Source organism: Parabacteroides sp. PH5-46, from assembly GCF_029892785.1.
GTDB lineage: Bacteria > Bacteroidota > Bacteroidia > Bacteroidales > Tannerellaceae > DFXE01.
Map to the genome: position 1 here is coordinate 84011 of NZ_JARXXA010000006.1, position 17852 is coordinate 101862.

Consider the following 17852-nt stretch of genomic DNA (forward strand, 5'->3'; position numbering starts at 1 on the left):
ATTATAAGTTTTCGTCTATCGCATCGATTTTCTTAACAATAAGCTCCATGTCTTCTTTTAGCTTTTCGATCTTGCGTTCCATTTCTTTTACAAGTCCGCCTCCGCCTTTTGAAGAGATGTTGAGGAAGCCAATGTTGTTCTCGTACGTTTGCAACTCACTTTTCATCCGCTCATAGGTACGCATCAACTTATCCCGTTCTCCGTAAAGCTTACCCTTTCCTCTTTCATCGCCTACCATATCAGTCAGGTTGTTGCGGAAAGTCTGCATTTTCCTGTCGTTCTGGTCTACTTTCAAGCGATCGAATTGCTTGTCGATTGCTTCGTGATACTCTTTGTATACTTTGTCTTTCTCTTTGAAAGGTACAAATCCGATGCTATTCCACTCGGCCATGTATTCTTTCAACAAGGCCAGAGCTGCTTCATGTTCAAGACTTTCGTCAAAGTTGTTGACCTTTTCAATCAACTCCCGTTTAGCTGCCAGATTGTTTTGCTCGCTTCCTTTCTGAGAGGAGAAATTCTTATTCTTTTGATCAAAGAAGTAGTCACAGGCCGAAATAAAACGTTTCCAGATCTGATCGGAATGTTTACGGGCTACAGGGCCTATCGTTTTCCACTCTTTTTGCAGGGCGATCATTTTTTCGGTCGTTTCCTTCCATTCTTCGCTATCTTTCAGCGATTCAGCTTTTTCACACAGGGCTGTTTTCAGTTGGAAATTCTTTTCCATATCTTCTTTGATGCCCTTATAGAAATCGCTCTTTTTGTTAAAGTAAACATCACAGGCAGCCCGGAAGCGTTCAAAGATTTTCACGTTATGTTTCTTGGGAGCAAAACCGATGGTTTTCCATTTTTCCTGTAAACCAATCACTTCCTTGTTCTTTTCTTCCCAATCCCTGAAGGTTTTCAACTCGGAGAAGTCCAGGTTTTCAATCTGTTCGCAAATAGCTATTTTTGCATCCAGATTTTCCTGTTCTTTTTCTTTCAGCGATTCAAAGTGCAGCTGATGGCGTTTGTTGATAACAGTAGATGCTGCTTTAAAACGTGCCCACAACTCTTCGCGTAATTCCTTGGCTACAGGGCCAATCTCGCGCCATTGCTGATGAAGTTTTTGTAGTTGATGGAAAGCGGAGATCACGTCGGGTTCCTGTTCCAGTTTTTCTACCGTTTCACACAGAGCAGTCTTTAATTCCAGATTCTTTTTAAAGTCATAATCCCGGAACTGGTTGTTTATCTTTATGATATCATAAAAACGTTCGCTGTATATCTGATAGTTTTTCCACAACTCATTGGCATGCTCCTGAGGAACAAGCTTGGTTTCTTTCCAGCGCTGTTGGATGTCTTTAAACTCATTGTAGAGCTTGTTGAAGTCTTCCTGGCTTTCTGTCAACTCTTTCATACGGTTGATCAGCTGTAGCTTCAGCGCGTAATTAGCCGCTTTTAGTTGTTCTTCTTCTGCATGCAGAGCTGCTCTCTTTTCTCTGAATGAAGCGAGTAGTTCTTTTATTCTTGCTTCTGTTTCGTCTTCCGGAGCTTGAAAATCTTTTTCTTCGCCCCCGCCTTCTAGGAACACTTTCTTAAGTTCTTCTACTTCTGCTCTATGAATTTTATAGAACGATTGCTTGAGAACTTCTACTTCATTGCGGATATTCCCAATAGGCGCGTTGATTAATTCAGCCAGTTTGTCCAGAATTTCTTCTTTAGTCAACTTGCCGGTATTCATAGAACTAACCTCCCCGGAAGGCTCTGCGGATGCTACAGTGTTATCCTCTTCTGCTACAGGTTCTTCTACTGTTGCAGTTACTTCCGCGATCTCCTCCGGTGTTACTTCCGGTGTCGTAGTTTCTTCTAATTTGTCATTTTCTTCGATTGGCAAATTAGTTTCATGAGTGTCCTTCATATTTCAATTGCATTTAAGAGAGGGTATAAATCCTCGATAAAGTCACAAATTAAGCTAAATATTTTTGGATTTCAGCATCTAGACGCGTTTTTTTTGCATTGCTTAATGAAAACGGACATTTACTTTATCAGACAGGGCTATCTGTTGTTTTATTCTGCAAAAAGTTACTAGGTCACATCTATAAGCTACCTGGTCGACAGCTGTGACTCAGCTGGTCGACAGTTGTGACCCAGGTGGTCGACGGCTGTGAACCACGTGGGTCACAGTTGTGATCCAGCAACTTTCTCATGTATAAAGGGAAAGATGATAGTAAGCATGCAAAAGAGTATACGTATCCATTCGTCCATTTCAGCATTATATTTTATTATTATAGATTATATAATTAATAAAATATAATTTATTGAGTATATAAAATAGATTATATGTATATTTAATTGAATGTGATATAAAATATCATCTTATAAAATTAAAATGCGATTAAACAAGTCCGAAAGGACTTACAGATGGACACCCCCCCCTTGCAAGCGTAGCTCAGCTCGGGAAAGCTAAACACTCTCCATCACCTCTCAACTCCGAAAGGAGTTGGACTACTACGCAGTTCAGAAGATGGGAGATCCCTGTTTTGTACTGCCGCGCAGGCTATACTATCACTTGCCCCGAGCTGCGCTGCGCTTGCAAGGGGTTATCCAAATATAAGTCCTGACGGACTTAGTCGTAAATGTTCTAAACAATAAATAATAATATATAATAATTGAGAATAATATATTTTTTAACTGATTAAAATAATAACAAATGATATCTAATGAATATCTAATAATATTATATAGGCGATGAATTAAATATTATATATAGAAACAATAAAATAATTATATTAGCTTTAAATATTCTCAAATATGCTATCAAAAATTATAGGCTGATGGGGAGGAGTGAAGGAGTATTTGTAGTATCTTTGCTCTATGGGAAAGAATAAACTGGCGAAATTTGACGATATGGCGGGATATCCGCATGTGTTTCAATATCCGTTTGCGAAATTGCAGGAAGAGGGCTTCGATTTGAAAGGACATTGGAAGGAGCGATTCTTTAAGAACGATCATCCGATTGTTTTGGAATTAGGCTGCGGAAAAGGTGAATATACCGTAGGTCTGGCCCGTTTGTTTCCTGAAAAGAATTTTATAGGGATAGATATAAAGGGCGCCCGGATGTGGAGTGGCGCAAAGGAGTCGCTGGAAGCAGGAATGCAAAATGTTGCCTTTTTGCGGACGCATATTGAGCTGATTGCTCACTTTTTTGCTGCGGGAGAGGTGGACGAAATCTGGCTTACTTTCCCTGATCCACAGATGAAAAAGATAAATAAACGACTCACTTCTACCCACTTTATGAAACTATACAGACAGATATTGTCTGACAAAGGGATTGTTCATTTAAAGACCGACAGCCTTTTCATGTTTACCTATACAATGGAAATGTTGAAGATAAATCAATACCCTTTATTGTTTAGTACAGACGACCTGTATAACAGTGGGTTGAGTGATGAAATCCTCTCTATAAAAACCTATTACGAACAGCAATGGCTGGAGCGCGGGCTGAACATCAAATACCTCAAGTTTGTTTGTGAAGAAAGGGAAACCTTGGCCGAGCCGGACATAGAAATAGAATATGATGCATACCGCAGCTTCAACAGAAGCAAGCGAAGCGCTTTAGCATCAGGGAAATAAACAATATAAAGTTAAACAAAAAATGGCAATATACCCCAAGCTAATCATAGACGCACTGACTAAAGTGCGTTATCCGGGAAGTGGGAAAGACCTCGTTTCTGCCGGAATGGTGGATGATGACATCCGTATCGACGGGAATAAAGTAAGTTTTTCCCTTTTGTTTGAAAAACCGAACGATCCCTTTATTAAATCGGTGGTAAAAGCTGCTGAAACAGCTATACTTACGTATGTAGACAAGGATGTGGATATAAAAGGAAACATCTCGGTTGTAACAAGGCAACAGGCGCGTCCCGAACCGGATAAACTCTTGCCTCAGGTGAAGAATATCATTGCTGTTTCTTCGGGCAAAGGTGGAGTAGGGAAGAGCACAGTGGCTGCTAATCTGGCAGTTGCCTTAGCCGGACAGGGCTATAAAGTAGGCTTGCTGGATGCTGATATTTTCGGTCCTTCCCAGCCCAAGATGTTTCAGGTAGAAGATTTCCGGCCTGTTATGGTTGAAGCCGAAGGGCGGGAATTGATCGAACCGGCCGAGAATTATGGTGTGAAGCTCCTTTCCATCGGCTTTTTTGTGAATAAAGAAGATGCCGTACTTTGGCGTGGAGCCATGGCCAGCAATGCTTTGAAACAACTGATTGGTGACGCGAACTGGGACGAACTGGACTATTTCCTGATCGACCTGCCTCCCGGAACAAGTGATATCCACCTGACGATGGTGCAGACATTGGCTATTACCGGAGCGATCGTAGTAACCACCCCTCAGGACGTAGCCTTGGCTGATGCCCGCAAGGGAGTCAGCATGTTTTTGGGCGACAAGGTAAATGTACCGGTGCTGGGATTGGTAGAAAATATGGCCTGGTTTACACCTGCCGAACTTCCTGAAAACAAATACTATATCTTCGGACAAGACGGCGGAAAACGCCTGGCGGAAGAACTGCAAGTGCCTTTATTGGGACAGATCCCTATTGTACAAAGCATCCGAGAAGGAGGCGACAAGGGTGAACCAGTCGCCCTTCATACCGATTCAATAACCGGAGCAGCCTTCCATGCGTTGGCAGAAAATGTAGTGAGCCAGGTTGCCTATCGAAATGACCACCAGGCTCCTACCCAACGAGTTGAGATCACGAAAAAGTAGGGATTTTACTCCCGCTCCAGCTGATAGGTTTTTCCTGCTTCAGTCTGAATATCGTATTCGTAAATCGTATATAAAACAGGCCATTGGGGAGTGATTAGCTTGCTAACCAATGGCTCTTTTATTTGTGGCTTTGCAAATAGCGGATTCTTGTTCTCTCCTTTGGCTTTTTGCAAGCCGCTTCCTTTTAGCGGAACATACGAACGAATCCTCAGATTACCTCCCAAGCGTGAATGGATATCAGCCTTAGCCAGTTGCGTACCATCCCAGTTTATATCTACAACAAATCCTCCGCGACTCACCAAGCCTTTTACACTTCCCTTTTCCCAAGCATCGGGCAGGGCAGGCAATAGATGAACCGCTCCGTCGTGGCTCTGCATCAGCATTTCGGCTATACCGGCAGTATATCCAAAATTGCCGTCAATCTGGAAAGGAGGATGCGCGTCGAACAGGTTGGGGTAGGTGCGTCCGTCCGGGTTACGCCCTTCCGGCTTGGTATCAGACTCCAAGAGTACCAGCATATTCTGGATGATCTTGTAGGCATGATTACCGTCCAGCAGACGCGCCCAAAGGTTTACCTTCCAGCCGATAGACCAGCCGGTAGCCTGGTCTCCACGATAGATCAGCGACTTCTTAGCTGCCTGGAATAGCGTAGGATGCATATAAGGTGAAATCTGATTGCCGGGATACAGCCCATATAGATGAGATACGTGGCGATGCTGATTCAGAGGGTTATCCACATCTTCCAGCCACTCTTGCAACTGATTATATTTACCGATTTGCATCGGAGCTAAGCGATTAATCATTGCTTGCAGACGTTTGGAATACTCTGCGTCTTCTCCCAAAATACGATTGGCTTGCAAGGTGTTAGATAATAATTCAAAAGCGATTTGATTATCCATCGTACATCCGGCAGCTACAGAAGAGCCATCGGCATTTTCACCCTCGGGACCATGCTCCGGAGAGGTGGAAGGAGTTGTTACCATCCATTTATAAGTAGGATGCTCTGTCAGGAAATCCAGGAAGAAGTCGGAAGCCCCTTTCAGAGCAGGGTAGACATCCCGCAGATAGGCTTTGTCGCCATTATAGAGGTAGCGCTCCCACAAATGTTGGCAGAGCCAGGCGCCTCCATTCGGCCAGGTGCCGTGAAAGGCGCCATCCACCAATCCGCTGATTCGCCAGAGGTCGGTGTTATGATGCGTTACCCAGCCATTGCTACCATACATGATGCGAGCAGTTTCTTGGGCATTTTCCGACAGTTCCTTTACCATCTGTATCAGTGGCTGATGCGTTTCGCTCAGGTTTGTAACCTCTGCCGGCCAGTAGTTCATCTCCGTATTAATGTTGATGGTATATTTAGAGTCCCAGGGCGGAAGTAACTGGTTGTTCCAGATACCTTGAAGATTAGCCGGTTGTCCTCCGGGTTGTGAAGAAGAAATCAATAGATACCGTCCAAACTGGAAGAGCAAAGCCGCCAATGAAGCATCTTTCCCCTGGCTGAAATCCCTGACCCTCAGGTGTGTTTCCTGTTTGGCACTTTCGGAAGTTCCCAAATCGAGGCTCACCCGCTTGAACTGGTTCTGATAGTAAGTAATATGCTCTTGTTTTGCTTGTTTATACTCCTTCTTTAAAGCTGCGGACAAGAAGTTTGTAGCCTTCTGCGACTCATTGGCATTGATAGTCTTATAGTTTACAAAATTAGTTGCCGCCGAGATATACAGGATAGCGGAAGAAGCGTCTTTTACTGATATCTGCTGGTTTGTGACCTTTACCGTCCCACCTTCTGCTTTTACATACGCCTGGTTTTCAATGCGTAATTTGCCGGGGATTGTTTCATGGTCTGTCCCTTTTCCATTGAGTACCAACTTGCCGCTTTTCGCTTTTACGGTATGCTCCAAAGGAGAGCTGTAGTCTACGGTAAAGTTCAGAGCCTTAGGTTGGTCTGCGCTTATCCGCATGATAATGACATGGTCGGTAAAAGAGGTAAATACTTCTCGGGTATAGGTTACTCCGTTAGCCTGGTAACGGGTAGTAGCCACCGCATTGTTGATATTCAGGTCGCGATAATAGTTTGTGAACTGTTCGTGACCGGGGAAATGCAAATGCAGGCTTCCAATGGTAAGATAAGGCATCCCGTCGGAGGGCTTTTTAAAATTCTTTTGTATAAGCTCCTGTGCCTCCAGACTTTTTCCTTCAAAAATCAAACCGCGCACTTCCGGGAGAGCGGCCAAAGCATCCTTACTTCCGTTCTGGTGGGGACTTCCCGCCCAAAACGTTTCTTCATTCAACTGCAATTCCTCATTAGCAGGATTGCCATACACCATAACTCCCAAGCGGGAATTTCCTAAAGGTAAAGCCTCTACCCATTCAGTAGCAGGCTGCGAATACCATAATTTCAACTCTTCAGCACGAGTAACAAAGACTACGAGAATTGATAAACACACACACAGATAACTTCTTTTCATATAGCATTGTTATTAAAATGACGTGAAGATATGAATTAAATTCAATATTCTACAGCTAAGGAAATCCATTTTCCGGCGGATGTTACCCAAACTTCTTTGTAACAAGCAGTGTTTGTTTGGGGCCAGTAGGGGATATCTTCGTTGCCCAGACTCCGTATGCCTACAGGCATTTCGCCGACAATTTCGCCGGAGGAGAAGCTGTCCATTTGGGGGTAGTTGTGCCCTTCGCCATATATCAAAGATTGTCCGAAAGGGTTCTTGCCTACTGTCCAGTAGAGTTGCTCACGGCCTATCTGTAAGAGTTCTTCGTCTTTCAGGAATTTTCCGCACAAAACGGCCGACTTCCCTGTAGACAGGTGGATTGCTGTATTTCCGTTGAAAATGCTGAACCAAACGGGGAAGCGTTTCATGTAATGCTCTTTATCTAATTTTACTCCCTTTTGCACCTGCTGGCTATATAATTCTTTCGCATTTTCAGGAGGGAAGAGGTGTAAGCGATAAAAGCTGGTAGAGTCGCGATATTCGTCCACATGGTATACCCCGCTGGATAACATACCGTAAGGGGCTGTGTACTTCATCAAACCTTTCAGGTAGTCGCCATACAGGCGGATAGACTCCTGCCATTTGGAATAGTCCGGATGCTTTGGCTGTGTTTCGCATAAAAGCGTCATAGCCTGCATATATACCTGTTCGCGAGACTGATGGATATAGTGTACGATGGATTTTCTAGACAGGTCGCGATAGAAGAATCCTTTTGTTTTGTCCTTGTCTTTCAAAGGTTCTTTTCGTTGACAATCAAGCGTTAGGCGGATGTATTCGGCTGCAATATCAGCATATCCCTGCTCTTTGGTGAGTTTGTACAACATACTGGCAGCCCAGGAAACAGTTGCCATATACTGGCTTTCAGAGGTATTATAGCTATGTTCGTAGAAGTGGTAGAACTCCCCATATCCTATCTCCTTATGACGCTGCATGGCGAAGTTGAAATCCTCTTTTGCAATCTTCAACAAGTGCTCCTGCAGGCGAGGGTCCCGATCCAGAATCATGGCGGCATACGCCTCATAACCGGCATACAGGAAGTTGTCAAACGACAGGTTCTGAACCCTTACTGAATTTATATCATCGAAAGAATTAAAAACACCGTCCAGCCAAATCAAAAGGCCTACACTGCTGGCTCTGTAGCCATCGCCGAAGCGTGTCCGTAACATAAATTCAAGTCCCCATTCAGCTTCTTCCAATAAACGGGCGGCAAGCAGTCCGTTCTTATCTTTCAGTTTGCTGTAAGCCTCCAATAGGGTATAGGTAATATCCCCTGTCTGAAGGGTTTGCTGAGAAAGGTCTCCGGCATCGTGCCAGCCTCCTCCGTAGGAGATTTTCTTCCCGTCATGAACGGCACATAAGTCCGTATGGCAGATACCATGAATACCCGATACCGGGTGTCCGCAACGCTGGCAGAAGATATAGTTCAATACCCGCCACAAGGAGTTCTCCCACAGGTTGTCACTGATCAGAAAGGAGGGAGTTTCTATATTTCCAACTTTTATCTGATAGCTCCCCGGGGTATTAAACTCAGAAAAGTCCAGGATATCAAAGCTTCCGATAGATGTTTTTTCGTTCTTTATATCTCCCTGATAGGCTACTTTTCCTGCTGCGTCTACTAATTCAAAGCGATTCTTATGTATTTCCGGAGCCATGTTGAGGATCGCTGTTTTCTTGTCGTTCAGCATATAGCCGCTTGTGGAATAGACTAATTTGTCTTTACCGGGTAACCAGCCACTCACGATCTCCGGGTTTTCTATTTGCTGAAGCTCTATCTTGTCTATATAGTAAATCAGCGAATCTCCGGTAGTCCGGTCTTTCCCTTTGTTGCTTACGCTAAAGCCTATCTGCGTGATATTATCCCGCTGGTACTCGTCTATATCGAGGAAGCATTTGTTCCACTCTTTGTTCTTTAGGTTGATAAGATGTCCTCCCGACTGCCGGTTATAGCCCGGTTTCTCAATCGAAGATTTATTAAATATCGACAGATCCATGTTCACGACACGGCTCCCGTCGCAATCCGGGTAAATGTAGAAAACGATGCGGTTGTACTTCTCCCAGTTTACACCTCCCAGATCATAATGGACTGCCGCATGTCCGTAGGTGGCATAGTCCGGGTCGGAAGGAGAACCTTGCGCCCTCTTTCCGGTAGAAGAAGGATAAGCTAACTTTATACTACCTGAACCGGATGCGGAAAAGTCTGCCGAGAAAGCCATGTAGCCCAGCCCTTGATGGTTCCACTTGGGAAACTCGTCTTTCAGCGAGATAACCTTGCTATCGAGCACTTTCTTCTGCCAGCCGTTTTGTTCATAAGAGCGGCTGTCATCCAATGGAAGCGGGCTGTGGATAAGCCCTGTCTGTATAAGATGTTTTTCCAGTTCTTTATCTTGTGTCAAGCTGACTTGTGCTACTGCTAGTGAGCAAATGATTGATAAAAGCAGGGCTACAGAAACTTTTCCGGTCATAGTCATTTATTTTTAAAAGGATCTCCCTTTGCGTTTGTACTTAATACCCAACGGAAAGCGTTGATAAATAATAGCTTTTGAGTAGCATCGGTAAATTCGTCATCCCCATGTCCCATATTCAGGTAGATCATGCGGTACTTCTTATTGGTCCAGACGATAGGCCAATCTCCGAAGTTTACTACGTCTTTGATTCCCAAAGGATAGTTGTCCGGCGAGATAGAGAGTAATACTTCTACATCCTTGTTGTTACGTGGACTGGGGTTCCATTGATACCATTCACTCTCCGGAGCAATAAAAGAAGTCGGGAGGTTTTTAGTGATGGGGTGATAGGTGTTGTCTACTACTAATTTCACAGGCTGAGGAGGCCAGTTGTTGCAATAGAAAACGCCTCCGCCAAGGAAGTCTACAAGCCAGGGCCAGTTGGTATTTCTGTCGTTGTAAGCGGCTACATGGAAGCCCATCCAGCCTCCACCGTTTTCCATGTATTTCTCGAAGACATCCCGTTCGGCTTTCGCGCTTGGATATCCATTGAACATAACAACGATATCGTATTCTTTCAGCTTCTCGTAAGGATACTCAGCCATATCAGTCGTAGTGTCTAAAATAAAACCGTCTCCGTAATTGAGCCTTTTAAAGAACTCGACTCCCTGCAAAGCAAAGTCTACATGCGCTTCTTCGGCATGATGCGTATAATACAGCAATGCCTTAAACCGTGGAGCGCTGGCATAATTAGCCGGATAATCGTTCGGAGCCTGTGCATTGATAAATGGAGACACTAGAAATAAAGCTATGATGAATAGAATGTGTTTCATAAGTATGTAATAATTAGTTGTTAATCGTTATTATTTGCCGTCCAGCTAATGGAATTGCTGAACATAGTAGTAAAGTCCTTGTTGTCAAATAGCTTACTGCTATGGCCGATAAGGAAATACACATTTCGCGCCTTCTTGGATGGATTCACCCATACCGCCGGATGGTCGCCCATCTTGATGTCGGAAGCCGGTTGGTATGTAGACTCATCCACAGTGGCCAGTACATGTACGTTCGGACGGGGATTCTTGTCGAAGGTGTACCACTCGTCATCCGGTATGACAAACGATTTATTAACACCCTTCATGACCGGATGGCTGGCATCTTCAACATTCATAGTCCCGTCAGCCAGTGGAGCAATGTAATTCTGGAAGCGGATACCACCCATGAAATCAGCGAACCATTGCCACATCGGATAGCCGTCGAACTCACCTAGCAAGGTGGCATGATGGAAGCCTACCCAGCCTCCCAGGCCTTTGTCGATGTAGTTGATAAATGCTTTCTCGGCTTCTGCTGTCCAGGTATAAGGAGGATAGTCTAATTGGATGACTACCTGGTATTTTGAGAGAAACTCTTCGTTTATGAGTTTGGTATTGTTTATCTCTGTCAGTTCAAAATTCAGGATACTTTTTTGCTCTTCCAGCCACTTCAATCCGGCATCGGTAAATCCGCCGTGTTGTCCGCCCCTTTCAGTAAGTACCAATATGTTGAAGGGTGCCTTCTCGACAGGTTCGCTCTGAGCCAGCCAAAGCACGCCCCGCTGGAAAGCCCGTTTGAAGTTTTTATCGTGAAACATCTCGGGCCCGTGTCCCATGACGATTCCGGCTATCTTCCCTTTACCATACGAGTGGGTGTACATCACATCCCTTGTGCTTTCCGGATGAGTGGTAGTCCATAACACGTGGATATCGGGTGATTGCCATAATTCATTGTATATTTCATCATGCAATACGAAATGTTCGTCCATCCCCTGTGTAATGAAATGATTCTTGTCTACTACTGTAATGGGGATATCCTGCTGATGTTTATACTTGGATACCCTGTACGGTACCCCGTCAACATCTTGCTCACTCATAAAATACTTCATGCCGGCTATCTTGGCAAACTCAGGCCAGGTATTGTATGTAAGCAAGCCATCATGCAGTATGAATGCCGGTTTTCCCTCACGAATCACTTTGGCAATGTGCTGTTTGGTAGACTCCGGAATCTCTTCGAGGCATATCGCGTAAAATACGATCATGTCATACTGATCATTATTTTCCGGCTTGAATAACTCGATGGATTCTTCTGTTGTATATGCCTTCCAGGTCGCGTCTTTAAAATCATCCAGTAAGGGAGCATATAAAGTTGTATCAAATACAGGGTTCATCCCCGATATAAAAGCTAGTTTTATAGGTTCTTTTGCTTGACATCCAAGTGATAGCAGCAGATATGTAATCAACATGAATGGTATATAGAATCGTTTCATAAGACGTTTTTTATTGATTATTCAAAGACTGTAATATGATTTTTAGTATGCGTGGAACGGAGCTTTGTATTCTTTCCTTAGTGTGACGACTCCTTCGCTTGGAAAGTCTTTCGGGGCTTCTTGGGTTACCTGTCCGGTTGCTGCCCATTCGGCACCTCTCAGCAAGGTTACCTGAAATCCCGTACAGTCCATTGCATAGCGGAGTTCCGGGTCATTACCGGCATGCCCCAATAAGGTGACGAATACCTTTCCTTTGCCGTAATTAACGGTCCAGAGTATGGGTTCATGCTTATCCGGTTCATCGGTAGCAGTAGCCAGAACCTCCATGTTTTTAGCAGGTCCCCTCAGCTTCACATATAGCTCATCTTTGAAATGTTGCCAAACGTTGGGTAGCCCTTTTAATATGGGATGTTCAGGATTACGATGTGTAACGGTAAAAGAATGTTGTAATCCGTGATGGCCTCCTGCGCCGGGTGAATAATCATATACATACCGTCCGTTTTTCCAATACAGATAGGGGCCATCTTGTTCGTTTCGATTTCCCCAGGCGCCTAAGCCGATCATCTCATTATAAGGCGCCCAATCCCTCATGGGAATAACCGAAGAATGGACAACTACCAACCCTCCGCCTCCGGAGATATATTTATCGAAATTAGTGAGTGTTTGCTCCGGCCAGGTTTTCCCGTCATAATTAAGTACAACTAAGTTGTATTTTTTGAAGTCGGGAGAGAACGAAGCCCATTCACTATCCTGCGAAGGAGCGACCATCAAATCAACAGTAAACAAGTTGCTGTTTTCCAATATTTGCTTGATAGCCTCACTACCGCCCAGCAGCCAGTGACTCCCTCCTTCGCAAGTGATAAGTAGCGTATTGATCTTCTTTTGAGCCGACAGGCTTGTACATAAAAGAACGAATGACGCGATGATACATAGATACCTTTTCATAACTCTTTTACTTAGCCTTAACAATGCTTTCGTACACCAAGCGTGTCAGGTCGCCGTTTTCATTATCACCTCCATATTCCCAGTACATACCTCCCAGCAAATCCTGGTCGAGAATGTATTTGCATTTGAGGGTAAGAGATTCGGGGTTTTCGTAACAGAAAACCATATTGCCGTTCGCGTCGGTCAGGTAAGGAACCAAAGCATCCGAATCCCAATGGGCGGTATATCCTTCCATTTCGTGTGCTTTTGTGAGGTCTGCCGGACGTTGGAAACCATCTATCGCCCGACCGTATATCGGCATTCCCATCACTAATTTATGCTTGGGTATGCCTGCTGCCAAATGCGCTTTTACAGCTTCGTCGGCACAACGTCTGTCCACTTTGTCGGAACGATAAAGGGCTGAATGATGGTAAGGAGGATTTCCCATATCATAAGCCATTATGTTGGTGAAATCAAGGTATGCGTCTAATGCCTTGTGGTCCATATACTCGGCACTGGCTACAGTTGCCTGTGTAAGTAGTTTATTTTTACCGATAGCTTCGCGAATGTCACGCATCAATAATGTATAGTTTTCCGTGTCATCGGGAGAGGCCGATATGTTAGCCATATCTTGTGTAGGATATTCCCAATCGATATCAATCCCATCCAGGTTAAACTCCTTTACGATGCGTTGGCAGTCCTTTGCAAAACTCTTACGAAGCGCTTCATCTGCTGCCATTTCACTGAATCGTCCGCTTCCCCAGCCGCCAATGGAGACCAGTACTTTCAAGTGTGGAGCTTTTTGTTTCAAAGCGACTATTTTTCTCAATCGTTCTTCATTAGCAATGCGTACTCCGTCGAAACGATCGTTTACATGCCCGAAAGCATAATTGATATGGGTAACAACGTTTGGGTTAGGCATATAGTCTTCCCAAGAGGTTACATAAGCTACCACTACTTTACCATTGCTTGGGCTTGCTTCTGTTTTTTTGCTGCCTGTACAAGACAAACAAATCCCGATAAAAGCCAGAGCTATTAATATGTTTTTCATTTTACTATAGTTTATTTATGAATGATTTTTCCTTCTTTACTGTTATACTCGATACAGTCGTATGCCCAGGTAACCTGCAGGCGATTTCCTTCTTTGTCGACAGAGAATTTATCTTCTTTGAAGTACTTACGGTATAACTCTTGTTTCCCGTCCTGATTACGATCTTCCAGTTTTAGTTCCCGTTCGGTAGTCAGCACAATATCAGACTTGTATTTCATCTCTTTGGTATAGTAATCTACAATTACGTAATACACCCTGAAGATGTCGAAATACGGATAATGTCCTTTATCTCTGCAAAACAGAAATACTTCTTCCAATGCCGGATCGTCATCCATCTGTACGACTTGCGAAGCATGTACGCCGAACCCTCCTTCCTGTGCTTCGGGAGGAAACCGATCCCATGTGCGTGCCTCACTTACCTGATATTGTCCCCAGGCTGAAATGGAGGTTACGGCTAACAGAATGCTTAATAACGCTTTCTTCATATCATTATTATTCTGCAGATTGACGTACTCTTGAACCGATCAGAGCGTAATACAACATGAACAGTTCTCCGAATATGACGATAAACCAAGACCATCTCCATCCATCTAATGCGTCTGCAAGCATACCTTGCAATAATGGCAGGATGGCACCGCCTACTACGCCTATCATAAATACCCCGGAGGCAACGGAAGTATATTTGCCTAATTTGGCAACAGATAAGGTAAAGATAGCTCCCCACATAATTGAATGGAACAAGCCTACAGCCGTCAGCAACCAAGGGTTATTCATGCCGATAGCTAACAATGTAAGGATAGTAGCCGAAACAGTAGTTACGATCAACTGTACGCGTGGAGGTACAGTACTTAACGAACTGCCTACCAAACGGCCGATAAGCATACCGCCCCAGTATAATGTAGCCATCAAGGCAGGTATAGCAAAGTTGATACCAAACAACGTTAAGGAACTGTTTCCGAAGAAAGAAAACGCTCCGTTAACCTTTTCCATTTCAATGGCATATAAGTTTATGTTGGCACCGATGCAGACCTCCACCCCTACATAAAAGAAGATAGCAATAACCCCCAAAGTAAGATGGCTGAAAGACCAGACACTCTTTTCCAGTTTCTCGCCTACTTCGGCTTTAGTTCCCTGTATATCCGGCAAAGACAGGCGGTATAAGATGACAACTACCAGCCCGATAATAGCCATAAGAGATAAGAAAGGTATCATTAACTGACTCACTTGCACTTCTTCCATTGCCAGTCCGCCAAAAACAATACCGGTTACAAAGAAAGGAGCAATCGTGGTACCGATAGAATTGGCCGATCCTCCGATGGCAAGCCGCTGTATGGGTTGAGTTCCTTTTACATAACAGGCTGTCAGGTATGGGTTTATTACCACCTGAAGAATCGTAGCTGATGCCCCTACCACAAACGAACCTAATAGGAAAATAAAGAAACCTGTAGGAATTGTATTCTCTCCCAGATGTAAGTTCGCCCCCGGAAACTTCACAGTAAACCAGGATGAAAGGTAGAAAAGGCCAAGCCCGACGATCATAATAAACAAGGAGCGGATCAGCGTTCCCTTGTATCCAACCTTAGTAGTCCAAGACGATCCTATCCCGCCACAAAGTGGATAGGCCAAAAACCAGGAGAAGGTAATCAAGGTAGCAAAGGTGTTTTTCAGATCACCTACTCCAGCCAGAAAGGCTTCTTTCAGAGGACCTTGGAATTGAGTATTGGCAGTAGTTAGAAAGCCAACAATAAAGAACAGGAATACCATCGTGATAAATGGTCCCACATAATTGATTTGTTTTTCTTGCTGTGTCATGGTATTTAGTTTTCAATGATCAATGTTCAATAGACAAAAGGCTTGCCGCCTCTTGGTCGAGCAGGAATTCGCAATTAGGATGGAGTTGCAGGATGGATGCCGGAACGTCAGTGGTGATCGGCCCTTCAAGCATTTTCTGTACAATTTCAGCCTTTGATTTGCCTTTGGCTACTAACAGAATCTTGCGTGCCTGCATGATATTCCGGATGCCGAGGGTTATTCCTCCCAGTTCTTTGTTGTCCGGTGTATTAGTCTCTTTCCGGATACGGGCTTCCAATACTTCGTCCATTTTAGAGAGCCATGTTTCACGTTCAAAAGGAGTTCTCGGCTGATTAAAGCCCAGATGGCCATTGGTACCCAGTCCTAATACCTGTAGGTCGATTCCGCCCCGTTCTTTCAGTTGATCCTGAAATAGTTTGCATTCTTTTGTAAAGTCATCGGATAGTGTAGGAGGCATGATAAAATAGTTGTCTTTCACTCCTAAAGTGTCTATTAACTGGTCTTTCAGCATGGTATAACAAGCCCCTTTATATTCTCTGGGAACATTGGTCACTTCATCTACTCCAAAGAATGTGGTTTGCGATATATCAAAAGGGTTTTCCTGATATATACGGCTGATCAACACGTGCATATTGTGTGTTGTCTGACCTGTGGAAAGGCCGATTACAGCTTTTGGCTTGTTTAAAATCTCACCGATAATGCGCCAGGCGGCTACATTATCAAATGCTTGTTCATTGATCGTTACAGTAATTTTCATGTTTAGTTATCGTTTTATAATTCAATGGATTAATGTGTAGTTCAAAACGCATGCATCCTTTTCTCAAAACGCATGCATGTGTTTTTGAAATCGCATGCGTACTTTTTTTGAAACGCATGTGTGCAATTTTTTCCGGCTTGCGCTTAGTGTAAAATTACACATTCATTGCTACGGCTCCTGCTCCAATCAAACCGATAAAATCAGGATTCAATTTGGTGATAACTACCCCATTCTTTACAAAGCGGATAGTATTAGCATTCAGCTTTTCAAGAATTTTTGTGTGGATATAGCCATCGGAAACAAGGCCTCCTCCCAATACAACAGTATCCGGGTCACTTACCCGTACCAGGTTCATGATCAGATTGGCAAGTGCAAGGGAAGCATTTTCCACTAATTCAACGCAAAGAGGATCTCCTTTTTTGCTTAAATCAAACACTTCTTTTATGTTCACCCGCTCACCGGGGTTTTCAGAAATAAACAAATTGGTTTCAAATCGTGGTTTTAGCAGGCGGGCGCAGCTGTCAAATCCTATGCCGGCAGCAATCTGTTCTACGCAATCCATCCGTCCACAACCGCAACGTACCCCGATATTTACTCCAACCTGCGTATGTCCTACTTCGCCTGCATTGAAGTGACTTCCCCGTATTTGCCTGCCATTAATAACGAAGCCGGCAGCAATCCCTGTTCCTACATTTATATAAATAAAGTTTCTGGATAGTTGCCCGAATCCAAAGTGACGCTCTGCCCGTGTGGCGCTTTTTACATCATTGTCTATATGGCAGGGAATACCGTATAGGTCAAACAATTCCTGAGCCAAGGGGATAGGTTGGGTACGGCTTGGATCAATCTGTAGCCAAATGCCTTTTTCAGGATCTACCCGGCCGATAAGGCCAACGCCCATTCCAAGAGGTTTCTTGTCTGTCCAGCCTACTGTCTGTATGTAGTTGTCCAGTGATGTTTTTATGATATCCAGGGCAGATTGCTGATTAAAATATCCGGAATCATACTTTTTGTATTTAAGTATATTTCCGCTACTGTCCACTTCTCCTATCAGCAATTTAGTTCCTCCCAGGTCAATGCCTAAATAAGTTTCCATATTCTGTATTACTCTTGTTTATTAGTTGTTGTTGTTCCTGCTGCAATGATATCCATAATCTATAGATGAGAGGTTTGATAAATGACAAAAAAGGTTTGATGGTTGTTATTTTGAGTACAAAAACACGTTTTCCACTGTGTTTTAATTGATAATTGCCGCATATTTAGGCTTGTAATTATTCACTGCTACTTATAAAAATCGTACCTTTGCAGCCGTAAAATTAGTCT

Annotated in this window: 13 protein-coding genes; 2 read left to right on the forward strand and 11 right to left on the reverse strand. The window is 43.9% G+C overall.

Annotated elements, in window-relative coordinates:
* Nucleotide 1: 1 nt before the first annotated feature.
* Nucleotides 2–1894 (reverse strand): DUF349 domain-containing protein, encoded by a 1893-nt coding sequence (locus M2470_RS07965; RefSeq protein WP_280744627.1) that lies wholly within the window; start codon nt 1892–1894, stop codon nt 2–4.
* Nucleotides 1895–2850: 956 nt separating this feature from the next.
* On the opposite strand from M2470_RS07965, the gene trmB reads away from it, so the two are divergent.
* Nucleotides 2851–3609: a tRNA (guanosine(46)-N7)-methyltransferase TrmB gene (gene trmB / locus M2470_RS07970; protein ID WP_280744626.1), complete on the forward strand. Its 759-nt coding sequence runs from the start codon at nt 2851–2853 to the stop codon at nt 3607–3609.
* Between the two features lie 22 nt (nt 3610–3631).
* Nucleotides 3632–4741 carry an Mrp/NBP35 family ATP-binding protein gene (locus M2470_RS07975; protein ID WP_280744625.1) on the forward strand — a complete coding sequence of 370 codons (1110 nt, stop codon included), beginning with the start codon at nt 3632–3634 and terminating at the stop codon, nt 4739–4741.
* 5 nt (nt 4742–4746) lie between these two features.
* On the opposite strand, the gene M2470_RS07980 is transcribed toward M2470_RS07975, so the two are convergent.
* The 10 genes from M2470_RS07980 to M2470_RS08025 all read right to left on the reverse strand — a co-directional run bounded on the left by M2470_RS07980 (nt 4747) and on the right by M2470_RS08025 (nt 17625).
* Nucleotides 4747–7203 carry a glycoside hydrolase family 95 protein gene (locus M2470_RS07980; RefSeq protein WP_280744624.1) on the reverse strand — a complete coding sequence of 819 codons (2457 nt, stop codon included), beginning with the start codon at nt 7201–7203 and terminating at the stop codon, nt 4747–4749.
* Between the two features lie 41 nt (nt 7204–7244).
* Nucleotides 7245–9707 carry a glycoside hydrolase family 9 protein gene (locus M2470_RS07985; RefSeq protein WP_280744623.1) on the reverse strand — a complete coding sequence of 821 codons (2463 nt, stop codon included), beginning with the start codon at nt 9705–9707 and terminating at the stop codon, nt 7245–7247.
* 2 nt (nt 9708–9709) lie between these two features.
* Entirely contained in the window at nt 9710–10519 is an 810-nt protein-coding gene (locus M2470_RS07990) for a ThuA domain-containing protein (RefSeq protein ID WP_280744622.1), read from the reverse strand.
* A 20-nt stretch (nt 10520–10539) separates the two neighbouring features.
* A complete protein-coding gene (locus M2470_RS07995; protein WP_280744621.1) occupies nt 10540–11985 on the reverse strand; it encodes a ThuA domain-containing protein in 1446 nt (481 codons plus the stop codon).
* A gap of 42 nt (nt 11986–12027) precedes the next feature.
* Nucleotides 12028–12930: a ThuA domain-containing protein gene (locus M2470_RS08000; protein WP_280744620.1), complete on the reverse strand. Its 903-nt coding sequence runs from the start codon at nt 12928–12930 to the stop codon at nt 12028–12030.
* Nucleotides 12931–12937: 7 nt separating this feature from the next.
* On the reverse strand, nt 12938–13960 hold the full coding sequence (locus tag M2470_RS08005) for a glycoside hydrolase family 18 protein (protein ID WP_280744619.1): 1023 nt from the start codon (nt 13958–13960) through the stop codon (nt 12938–12940).
* An 11-nt stretch (nt 13961–13971) separates the two neighbouring features.
* Entirely contained in the window at nt 13972–14445 is a 474-nt protein-coding gene (locus M2470_RS08010; protein WP_280744618.1) for a hypothetical protein, read from the reverse strand.
* Between the two features lie 7 nt (nt 14446–14452).
* Nucleotides 14453–15772: an MFS transporter gene (locus M2470_RS08015; RefSeq protein ID WP_280744617.1), complete on the reverse strand. Its 1320-nt coding sequence runs from the start codon at nt 15770–15772 to the stop codon at nt 14453–14455.
* Between the two features lie 19 nt (nt 15773–15791).
* The gene (locus M2470_RS08020) at nt 15792–16529 is read right to left on the reverse strand and encodes a glucosamine-6-phosphate deaminase (protein WP_280744616.1); all 738 of its coding nucleotides are present in this window, start codon (nt 16527–16529) and stop codon (nt 15792–15794) included.
* Nucleotides 16530–16683: 154 nt separating this feature from the next.
* Entirely contained in the window at nt 16684–17625 is a 942-nt protein-coding gene (locus M2470_RS08025; protein WP_280744615.1) for an ROK family protein, read from the reverse strand.
* Between the last annotated feature and the right edge of the window lie 227 nt (nt 17626–17852).